The organism is Sporichthyaceae bacterium, assembly GCA_036269075.1.
Lineage (GTDB): Bacteria > Actinomycetota > Actinomycetes > Sporichthyales > Sporichthyaceae > DASQPJ01.
In genome coordinates this window covers 43,001-52,972 of sequence record DATASX010000094.1, presented here as the reverse complement: position 1 = coordinate 52,972, position 9,972 = coordinate 43,001, and the positions used below count along the sequence as shown (strand labels likewise).

The 9,972-nt window shown below is 71.6% G+C and carries 10 protein-coding genes; 5 read left to right on the top strand and 5 right to left on the bottom strand.

The window, feature by feature from the left end; translation table 11 throughout:
• Positions 1–45 precede the first annotated feature (45 nt).
• From VHU88_17575 to VHU88_17565, 3 genes are all read right to left on the bottom strand, one after another.
• Entirely contained in the window at positions 46–909 is an 864-nt protein-coding gene (locus VHU88_17575; GenBank protein HEX3613503.1) for a sulfurtransferase, read from the bottom strand.
• 249 nt (positions 910–1,158) lie between these two features.
• Positions 1,159–1,929 (bottom strand): DUF2993 domain-containing protein, encoded by a 771-nt coding sequence (locus VHU88_17570; GenBank protein HEX3613502.1) that lies wholly within the window; start codon positions 1,927–1,929, stop codon positions 1,159–1,161.
• A gap of 5 nt (positions 1,930–1,934) precedes the next feature.
• Positions 1,935–2,804 (bottom strand): hypothetical protein, encoded by an 870-nt coding sequence (locus tag VHU88_17565; GenBank protein HEX3613501.1) that lies wholly within the window; start codon positions 2,802–2,804, stop codon positions 1,935–1,937.
• Between the two features lie 124 nt (positions 2,805–2,928).
• Between VHU88_17565 and VHU88_17560 the strand changes: the two genes are divergently transcribed.
• From VHU88_17560 to mshD, 3 genes are all read left to right on the top strand, one after another.
• The gene (locus VHU88_17560; protein ID HEX3613500.1) at positions 2,929–3,183 is read left to right on the top strand and encodes a MoaD/ThiS family protein; all 255 of its coding nucleotides are present in this window, start codon (positions 2,929–2,931) and stop codon (positions 3,181–3,183) included.
• 108 nt (positions 3,184–3,291) lie between these two features.
• Positions 3,292–4,056: a response regulator transcription factor gene (locus tag VHU88_17555; GenBank protein ID HEX3613499.1), complete on the top strand. Its 765-nt coding sequence runs from the start codon at positions 3,292–3,294 to the stop codon at positions 4,054–4,056.
• 13 nt (positions 4,057–4,069) lie between these two features.
• Complete coding sequence (gene mshD, locus VHU88_17550; GenBank protein HEX3613498.1) at positions 4,070–4,960, top strand: mycothiol synthase; 891 nt, start codon at positions 4,070–4,072, stop codon at positions 4,958–4,960.
• Here mshD and VHU88_17545 read toward each other — a convergent pair.
• Together VHU88_17545 and VHU88_17540 are read right to left on the bottom strand one after the other, a co-directional pair.
• Positions 4,933–6,456, bottom strand: coding sequence for a leucyl aminopeptidase (locus tag VHU88_17545; GenBank protein HEX3613497.1), 1,524 nt, complete (start codon positions 6,454–6,456; stop codon positions 4,933–4,935). The two genes, mshD and VHU88_17545, sit on opposite strands and share 28 nt — an antisense overlap.
• Positions 6,457–6,543: 87 nt before the next feature.
• Positions 6,544–6,711 carry a DUF3117 domain-containing protein gene (locus VHU88_17540; GenBank protein HEX3613496.1) on the bottom strand — a complete coding sequence of 56 codons (168 nt, stop codon included), beginning with the start codon at positions 6,709–6,711 and terminating at the stop codon, positions 6,544–6,546.
• A gap of 193 nt (positions 6,712–6,904) precedes the next feature.
• Between VHU88_17540 and VHU88_17535 the strand changes: the two genes are divergently transcribed.
• Positions 6,905–7,702 (top strand): enoyl-CoA hydratase-related protein, encoded by a 798-nt coding sequence (locus tag VHU88_17535; GenBank protein HEX3613495.1) that lies wholly within the window; start codon positions 6,905–6,907, stop codon positions 7,700–7,702.
• 362 nt (positions 7,703–8,064) lie between these two features.
• Positions 8,065–9,969 (top strand): hypothetical protein, encoded by a 1,905-nt coding sequence (locus tag VHU88_17530; GenBank protein HEX3613494.1) that lies wholly within the window; start codon positions 8,065–8,067, stop codon positions 9,967–9,969.
• Positions 9,970–9,972: the final 3 nt, after the last annotated feature.

Here is a 9,972-nt window from a genome sequence, read left to right as displayed (position 1 = left end):
CGACGTTGGCGCCCAGCGCCAGTCCGCCCGCCGTGGCTCCGCACATCAGGACCGCCCCCCGTCCGGACCACCGGGGCCATCGCCGAGGGTGATCGGGACGCCGACCAGCGCGCCGTACTCGGTCCAGGAGCCGTCGTAGTTCCGGACGTTGGGCTGGTCCAGGATCTCGTGCAGGACGAACCAGGTGTGCGCCGAGCGCTCCCCGATGCGGCAGTAGGCGATGGTGTCCTTGCTGAAGTCGACGCCCGCGCCGGCGTAGAGCTCGCGCAGCGCCGCGTCGGACTTGAAGGTGCCGTCGTCGTTGGCCGCCTTGCTCCACGGGATGTTCACCGCGGTGGGCACGTGCCCGGCCCGCTGCGACTGCTCCTGGGGCAGGTGCGCCGGGGCCAGGATGCGCCCGGAGTACTCGTCCGGCGAGCGGACGTCGATCAGGTTGAGCTTGCCGATCGAGTCGAGGACGTCCTGGCGGAACGCGCGGATCGCCGCGTCCTGCGGCTGGGCCGAGTACTTCGTGGCCGGCCGCGCCGGCACGTCGGTGACCAGTTCGCGCGAGTCCAGCTCCCACTTCTTGCGCCCGCCGTCGAGCAGCTTGGTGGTGGCGTGTCCGTAGAGCTTGAAGTACCAGTAGGCGTACGAGGCGAACCAGTTGTTGTTGCCCCCGTACAGCACGACCGTCTGGTCGTTGCCGATGCCGCGCGCGGACAGCAGCTGCTCGAACTGCTCCTTGGTGACGAAGTCGCGGCGGATCGGGTCCTGCAGATCGGCCTTCCAGTCGATCCGGACGGCGTTACGGATGTGGCCCTTCTCGTATGCGGTGGTGTCCTCGTCGACCTCGACCAGGACCACCGACGGGTCCTCGAGGTGCGCCTGCACCCAGTCGGCGTCGACGAGCACGTCGTTGCGGCTCATGAAAAAGAGTTCCTCTCAGGCAGAACGGACGGATGCGGCAGCCACGGCGGGACCCGCGGCGGGGAGGCATGCGGGAGCGGTCGCGAAATCGACCGACGAGAACCGGGCCGGAACGGCGCGGAATCAGTGCTCGGGACAGAGGCTGCCGGCGACGCGGCAGAGGTCCACCGCGCGTCGCTTGGTCAGCAGCGCATCCCATCGCATGCACGAAGCTTAGCTCGGTCGCGCGGCCGGAGGTCGCGGGACGTCTCAGGATGCGAGACGGTGGACCGGTGCGCCCAGGGCCTGGCGCCGCTCCGGCACGGTCAGCGGCCAAATCGCGGCAGGTGCCCGCGCGCTGGAGTTCGTGCTCGGGTAGTTGGCGGTCAGTTGCACGTCGGTGCCGTCGAACGTGAAGTCGACGCCGCCCGCGGCGGGGGTCAGCTTGATGTTGAGGTTCGGCGGGATGTCGCGCAGCGGCACCGACACCTCGGGGACCGCGGCAGCGGCCTCCCCCGCGTCGCCGGTGACCGAGGTCGAGGCCCGCTCCGGTTTCACGATCAGCGTGCTGTGCTCGATCCGCGGCTGGCCCGAGGCCGACGCGGTCAGGTTGCGCCCCAGCACGGTGACCTTGGCGGTCACCTGAACCAGGCCGGCGCCGCCGTAGGAGATCTGCAAGGGCTTCGCCGCCGCGGACAACGCGTCGTAGTCGATGTGGCCGGTGCCGGTGATCGAGTCGGCCCGCACGCCGCCGTTGTCCTGGCGCACGCCGTGCAGATCGGCATGGAGGTGGGCCACCGTCACCTTGCCGCCGCTGGCCCCGACCATGTCGACGGTCACGTTGTCGAACTTGCCGCGGATCAACTCGGTCAGGAACGGGAACCCGCCCATGTCGACCGAGGGCCGCTTGCTGGTGTCCAGCGAACTCTGCATCCGGCTCGCGGCCACCCGCTCGATCGCGAGCTTGGCCCCGCGGTCGGCGACGAGCGAGCCCACGGCGAGGACCACCACGCCGATCGTGAGCACTTTCCCGGGACGCATTCCCCTCATCCCACCAGCAGTCGACCGAGGACGTACGACGCGGGGGCGGCGAGCACGAACGGCAACGCCGACCCGAGGACCAGGATCGCCTCGCCGGTGCGGCGTGCCTCGCGGGCGGCGGCACGACGCGCCGCACGCGCGGCCGCCCGCCCGGCGGACGGCTCCGCCGGCGCGGCCGCAGCGGCGGCGGCCGCTGCCGACTGAGTGAGGTCGTAGGCCGCGAACGCCGCGGCGCGACGTCCGGCCGCGGCCAGCACCGCGGCGGCGACAGCGATCACCAGGACGTGCCAGAACGCCAGGTCGCCTACCGGACCGGCCAGCACCAGCGCGAGCAGCACCGCGGCCGGGATCGCGATCGCGTCGGCCACTTCGGCGCGCATCGGCGAGGCCAGCACTGCGGTGGTCGCGCCGGCTGCGATCACCGCGACCACCGTGACGGTCGCGCCGTGGGCCGAACCGCGCTCGGCCACCAACGTCGCGCCCAGCACGGAAAGAACCACGGCCGTGCAGGTCGCGGTGATCGAGGCGGTCAGCCGCTCCCGGCCGTCCCGGCGAAGAATCTGGATGGCGACCGCACCGAGCACCGCCGGACCGAGCACCCCGGCAAGCGGCCCCAGCGACGGGTCGTCGCCGCGGACCACCATCGCGATGTCGCCGACGAACCCGCACCCGACCGCCAACGCCACCCCGAGGTCGCGCCCCGGGACCGCGATCAGCGAGTAGAAACCGAGCACCATGAGCACCTGCGCGGTCAGCACCGGGAACACCAACGCGGGCTGCCCGAGCAGCGAGGCCAGGACCCCCACCACGGCGAACGCGACCGCGGCAGCCGGGCCGGAGCGGCCCGCAGCGACGGCGGAGGGCGACGGGCTCACCGGCTTGCCGGCGTCGTACGGTTCACGTCGGCGGTGGCGGACACTGCGACATCGGTTCGTTCGCTGCGCTCGCTCACGGGGCGAATCCTTTCAGACCGGCCGTCGAACAGTGAGGATGTCGACCATGGCGAACGGAACCATCCGATACTGGGCGGCCGCGAAGGCCGCGGCCGGCATCGAGCTCGAGTCCTACCGCGCGACCACGCTGGCCGAGGCCCTCGACACCGCGCGCGCGGCGCACGGTCCGGAGCTGGCCCGGGTGCTGTCGGTCTGCTCCTACCTGATCGACGGCGACCCGGTGGGTCTGCGCGACCACGCGACAGTCGAACTTCCCGAGGGCGCGACGGTCGAGGTGTTGCCGCCGTTCGCGGGCGGGTGAACTCACGGAAACGCAACTGGCCGGTCACGAGCGAAAACTGGGCGTCACATGCCGGACACACGGTTGTGAGATTCTGTGGACTGCAGACGACGGAGGGGTGGTCTGAGCTTGAGCAACCTGTTGATGCTGACGAACGCGGCCGCTCCGGCCACGGACGCTCTGCCGGCGCTCGGCCTGCTGCTGCACCAGATTCGGGTCGCGCCGGCCGAGGTGTCCGCGCTGCTGGACGCGCCGCCGACCGATGCTCTGCTGGTCGACGGCCGCCGCGACCTGCCGCACGTGCGAGGCCTGTGCCGGCTCATCCGGACGACCGGGATCACCTGTCCGCTGCTGCTGATCGCCACCGAGGGCGGTTTGGCCGCCGTCACCGCCGACTGGGGCGTCGACGATGTGATCCTCAACACGGCCGGCCCCGCCGAGGTGGAGGCCCGACTGCGGCTGGCCATCGGCCGGTTGGCGGCGGCGGGCACCGACGAGAGCCCGGACGAGATCCGCAGCGGCGACCTGTTGATCGACGAGGCCACCTACACCGCGAAGGTGCGCTCGCGCTTCCTGGACCTGACGTTCAAGGAGTTCGAGCTGCTGAAGTTCCTGGCCCAGCACCCGGGCCGGGTGTTCACCCGCGGCCAACTGCTCCAGGAGGTCTGGGGCTACGACTACTTCGGTGGCACCCGAACCGTCGATGTCCACGTGCGTCGGCTGCGGGCCAAGCTGGGGCCCGAGCACGAGGCGTTGATCGGCACGGTGCGCAACGTCGGCTACCGCTTCGTGATCCCGCCTGCCGGCCGCGGCACCCCGGTCGATGTGGAACTGCCCGCCGACGACGAGGACGAGGTCGAGCCCCGCACCTCCCGACACTCCGGCGAGGCGTGAGAAGCTCCGTCGGGTGAGCGCACCGCCGGAGGTCGGCAGCATCGCCGACCTGCGGTCGCTGGCCGCGGCCGCGGACGCCGTCGACGGGGGCGAGCCGTTCTCCGAGCAGACCTGGTTGTCGTTCACCGCCGGCGGACCGGAGGTCGTCCACCTCGGCAAACACCTCGGCGACGAGCTGATCGGCTACGCCCAGGTCCGGGGCGACGGCAGCACCGAACTGGCCGTGCATCCCGCCCACCGGCGTCGCGGGCACGGCCGGGCGCTGCTGGACTCCGCCGCCGCGGTGCACCCGGACCTGCGGGTGTGGTCGTACACCGCTCACCCGGGCGCCGCCGCACTGGCGGGCCGGACCGGGCTGGTGGTGATCCGTGAACTGTGGCGGATGGAGCGTTCGCTGCCGCTGGGACCGGAGGCCGACCACCCCGGCCCGGTGGAGCTCCCACCAGGCGTGACGGTCCGTCAGTTCCGTCCCGGGTCGGACGATTCGGCCTGGTTGGCGCTCAACGCCAAGGCGTTCGCCGAGCACGGCGAGCAGGGCCGGCTCACGCTCGCCGACCTGACCGCCCGCGAGCAGACCGACTGGTTCGACCCGGCGGGGTTCTTCCTGGCCGAACGCGCCGGCGAGCTCGTCGGGTTCCACTGGACCAAGGAGCACCGCGCGGAGAACGCCGGGGAGATCTACGTGCTCGGCGTCGATCCGGACTTCCACGGCGGCGGTCTGGGTCGAGCGCTGAGCCGCATCGGGTTGCGCCACCTGGCGCAGCGCGGTCTGCCCCGGGTGCTGCTCCACGTCGACGCGGACAACGCCGCCGCGGTGCGCGTCTACGAGCGACTGGGCTTCCGCACCGCGGCTGTGACCACCATGTACGGCCGCCCTCAGTTGCGCGAGGTGCCCGAGGGGTAGCTCTCCAACCAACGAAGCAGCAGGCGGACGCCGTAGCCGGTGCCGCCCTTGGTGTTCTCGTGCTCGTCGGAGTCGATCTTGCCGGGGCCGGCCATGTCGATGTGCGCCCAGCGACGCTTGCCGACGAATTCCCGTAGGAACAACGCCGCGGTGATCGCGCCGCCGGAGACCTTGCGGTCGCGCGGCACGTGCGCCAGGTCGGCCACCGGGGACTCCAGCGCCCAGCGGTAGTCCTCGACCAACGGCAGACGCCAGAGTCGGTCGCCGCTCGCGTCGGCGGCGGCGGACAACGCCGCCGCCAGTCGATCGTCGTCGGTGAACAGGGCGGCGATGCGCCGGGTCAGTGCCAGCGTGGCCGCACCGGTCAGCGTGGCCAGGTCGACGATCACGTCCGGGTCAAGTTTCGCGTCGGCGTAGGCCAGCGCGTCGGCCAGCACCAGGCGACCCTCGGCGTCGGTGTTGAGCACCTCGACGGTGGTCCCGCCGTAGTGCCGGATCACGTCGCCGGGTCGGTAGGCCGAGCCGGAGGGCATGTTCTCGGCCGCCGCGACCAGACCGGTGACCCGCACCGGGACCGCCAGGTCGCGCAGCGCGCTCATCGCGCCGATCACCGCGGCGCCACCGGCCATGTCGGCCTTCATCGCGACCATGCCGTCGGTCGGCTTGAGCGACAGGCCCCCGCTGTCGAAGGTGATCCCCTTGCCGACGATCACCACGTGCGGCACGTCGGCCCCGGCGCCCACCGGGGTGTACGAGAGCTGGATCAACCGCGGGCCGCGACCGTTAGCGGCACCGGAGCCGACCGCCAGCAGGCCGCCGAATCCCTCGGCCGCCAAGTGCGCAGGCTCCCAGATCCGCACGTCGAGCTTGGCCTTCTTGCCGACCCGAGCAGCCTCGGCCGCCAACCAGGCCGGCGTCTTGCGGGCCGAGGGCGTGTTGGCCAGGTCGCGGGCCAAGCACACTGCCGCACCGGTGGCCTCAGCCCGGCCGATCGCGTCCCGAGCGCCGTCCTCCGATTTCACAGACTTCAGATGCACCGAGACCGCGCCGACCGAGGACTGCTTGGCCTCGCCGGACCGCAGGCCGTAGCTGTACGAGCCCAGCAGCAGGCCCTCGACGAACGCCCGCACCCCGGCCGGGTTGGCCTCCGCCGCGATCGTCGTCTCCAGCCGGCTGCGTTCCCGGGTCCGCCGGGCCAGCGCCGCGCCGACCCGCCGCAACTCGGTCGGGCTCGCCGATCCGACGCCGACCAGCAGCACCTCACGCACCGTGGGGTGGTCGCTGACCGGCACCGCCACGATCTCGCCGGCCGAGCCCTTGGCCTTGTCGCGGGCGGCCGGCGCCATCAGGTCCAGATTCAGTTCTCGCGCGACCTCGCGCAGCCCGGAACCACCGGTCGGCCCGTCGGGGCCGGGCGTCAGCGGGACCGCGACGACGTCGGCCGAGTCCCGCAACGGGGCCCGGCCGGCCACCAGGTCGATCTTCGGAAGACTCACCGGCGGACCTCCGTCCGCCCGCACACCTTCGACATCGGCTGACACTGTGACATTGGTTCGCTCGCGGGCTCGTTCACGGCTGCAGGGTCATGCGACGACGCCCTTGAGCGCCTCACCGAGCGCGCCCGCCTCGTCCGCGGACAGCTCGACCACCAATCGGCCGCCGCCCTCCAGCGGAACCCGCATGACGATGCCGCGGCCCTCCTTGGTGACCTCGAGCGGTCCGTCACCGGTCCGCGGCTTCATGGCCGCCATGCTCGCTCCTTCCGTCCCCGCAGGTCGCTGTGACGGCGCCGCCGGCCGCCCGCCCCGGAATCAGGACGCGGCCACACAGGGCCACGATCCGTGTCCGTTCCGCCATTATCTCAGGCAACGCCCCGGGGGGCGCGCAGGCACCGTCCCGGCGGGTGGCGAAAGACGCCAGAACCTCCGGTCATAGCCTGCGGCCATGACGTCGCCCGAGTCCGTCCTGGTCGCCAACACCGATGCCGTCACGACGATCACCCTGAACCGCCCCGACGCGTTCAACTCCCTCGACCTGGCGACCAAACAGGCGCTGCTGGCCGCGTTGCGCGCAGCGGCCGACGACCCGGGCGTCCGCGCAGTCGTGCTGACCGGCGCCGGCCGCGGCTTCTGCGTCGGCCAGGACCTGCGGGAGTTCGCCGCGGTCGCGCAGACCGGCACGCCGGAGGAAATCTTCACGACGGTCCCGGAGCACTACGCGCCGATCTGCGAACTGGTCGCGGAGATGCCGAAGCCGGTGGTCGCCGCTATCAACGGGGCGGCCGCCGGGGCCGGGATGTCCCTGGCCTTGGCCGCGGACTTCCGAATCGCCGCCGACAAGGCCACCTTCACCACCGCGTTCACCGCGATCGGCCTGACCCCGGACACCGGGATGTCCTGGTTCCTGCCTCGCCTGGTCGGGCCGGCCAAGGCGGCTGAACTGCTCATGCTCTCCCCCACGTTGACCGCCGAGCAGGCAGCGGAGCTGGGCCTGGTCAACTCCGTGGTCCCGGCCGCGGACCTGCCGGTCGCCGTCGCCGAGCTCGCCGGACGTCTTGCGGCCGGCCCGACGCTGGCGTACGCGGCGGTCCGGCGACTGCTACGGTCCGCGGCCGATCAGTCGCTGAGCGCATCGTTGCGGCAGGAGCACGAGGAGATCGTCGCGGCCGGCGGGACGATCGACCATGCCGCCGCCCTGGCCGCCTTCCTGGCCAAGCGCAAACCCGAGTTCACGGGACGTTGATCAAGGGTCTCGGAAAGTAGTCACTCAGAGTGACATTCGCCTCTGCCCGAAATGTTCCGAGTGTCCCTATTCGGGCAATGTCAAGTAACAAAGCCACCAGCAACCAGGGGTGTCGAGTCATTTCCTCGTAATCCAGCACAGGATTGCGTTGAGCCCGGTGCGTCCCGCCCAGGCCCCTGCGAGCATCCAAAGGCCGCTGTTGCGGCAAACGGGTGATCCTGGGGGCGGGGAGGGGAAGGTCGTTGCGTCCGAAAACAGCGGCGCTCGGGTTCGTGGGAGCGCTGGTAGCCAGTGCGTTCGCGTCCGGGAGCTCATCGAGTCCGGTCGGGTTCCTGCGCGTCGGTTGGGACAACCATTCGGACATGACGCTGGCCGGCGCGGTCACCGGCTCCTCGGACCACCTCAAGGGCCACGGCCACCCGGTGATCGACTCGGTCGCCCCGGTCTCGATGCTGTCCACCGCCGCGCGCCACGTCCCGGCCGCCGCAGCGGGCCCGAAGTGTGACGACTCGCAGCTGCGAGGCAACGTCTCCAAGTACCAGGGCCGCTCCGTCTCCAGCATCTACGACCAACTGTTCCGGCCCGCGGCGTCCGTGCCCTACCTCGGCAACTACATCCCGCAGGCGCTCGACGCCTGGGACAACTGGGACGGCCAGGGCCACGACCTGGTCCTGCTGGGCATGTACCGGACCGGACACCAGTCCTACCTCGTCGGCCTGAACCCGGAAACCGGGGACCCGGTCGGCACGGTCATGGTGGACGAGTCGCACCTCGGCGGAATGGCCTTCTTCGGCGATTGGCTCTTCACCGGCGACAACCCCTGGCCGAAAGTCGGGTCGCCTACCGTCGAGAAGTACCGGACCGCCGATCTGCAGGCTGCGATGCAGCAGTCGATCACCGGCAAGAGTCCCGTTTACCTGAAGAGCGACGGGCCCCGGCAGAACATCGACGCGACCGACTTCATGTCGGTCGACGGTGACTCTTTGTACACAGGAAATCACGGCAACGCCGGCGTGCCGGGCCTGATGAACCGTTACACGCTCGACCCGGACGGGACCCTGAAGAAGGTCGAGGGCCCGTGGGTCGTGCCGGACCGGGCCCAGGGCCTGATCATCACCCCGGACGACTTCGTGTTCTCGACCGACAACAACACCGGCCGCGGCGAGCTCGTCGTGGTCCGCCGGACCGGCCCGTCGACGCTCAAGTCGCCAGTGGCCTGCGTGTGGATGCCGGCCATGCCCGAGGACCTGACCGTCCACGACGGCAAGGTCTGGACGGTGTTCGAGAGCGGCTCGCCCCGGTTCAACCGCGACCATCCGGTCAACCGGATCACCCACCTGCACAGCGGCTCGTTGGACTCGCTGCTCAGCGCGGTCGACCCGATCGCGTTCGACGCCGAGAAGGCGCTGGGCATCGCCCCGACCAACCCGCTGCCATCACTGCCGGCGCTGCCGTCGCTGCCGACCGTCCCGCTGCTGCCGGGGAACCCGGTTCCGGGGACCCCGTCGACCCCGCTGCTGCCCGGCTTGGGCAACCTCCCGCTCGTGGGCGGTCTGGCCAGCGGGTTGACCACCGGTGGCATCACGCCGACGACGAACCCGGCGGCCGGACCGGCCGCCACCACCGCGCCCGCTGCTGCGGCCCCCGCGGCCGAAGCTCCGGCGCTGATCCCGGCCCCGCTGCCTGGCCCGGCGCCGGCGAGTGTCTCGGGCAACTCGACCGACACGCTGAAACCTGCCGCTCCGGAGGACCCGGCCGCTCCCCCGGTCGGGCCGCCCGCGGCGTCGGCCCCCCTGACGTCGATCCTGACGCCGTCGGCCACGCCGGCACCCGGCGCTTCGCCCGGCGTCGAGCTGTGGCTGCCGACCGACCGTGTGTCGGACGCGCTCGACCTCTACAACAGCCAGCTGACCAAACCCGACACGCAACTCACCCCGCTGCCGGGCGGCCAGCCCACCGTGGCCCCGACCGACATGACCGCCCCGGCGGGGTCGTCGGATTCCTCCACCACGACGGACTCGAGCGCGATGTCGGCCCCAGCGCCGATCATGGCCCCGGCCGCGGACAGCCCGGCGACGACCGACACCGTGTCGATGCACACCTCGTCGAGCACGGTGCGCACGACGCCCCGGCGGATCTCCTCGGGCAGCAGCACCGCGATGCTCCCTGCGGCCGACGGCAACGCGATCACGGCGCCCCCAGGCCGCGTCTCCGACGCCCGCGACCTCTACGAGCACGAGCAGGCCAACCAGACCCCAGCCAACTGACCG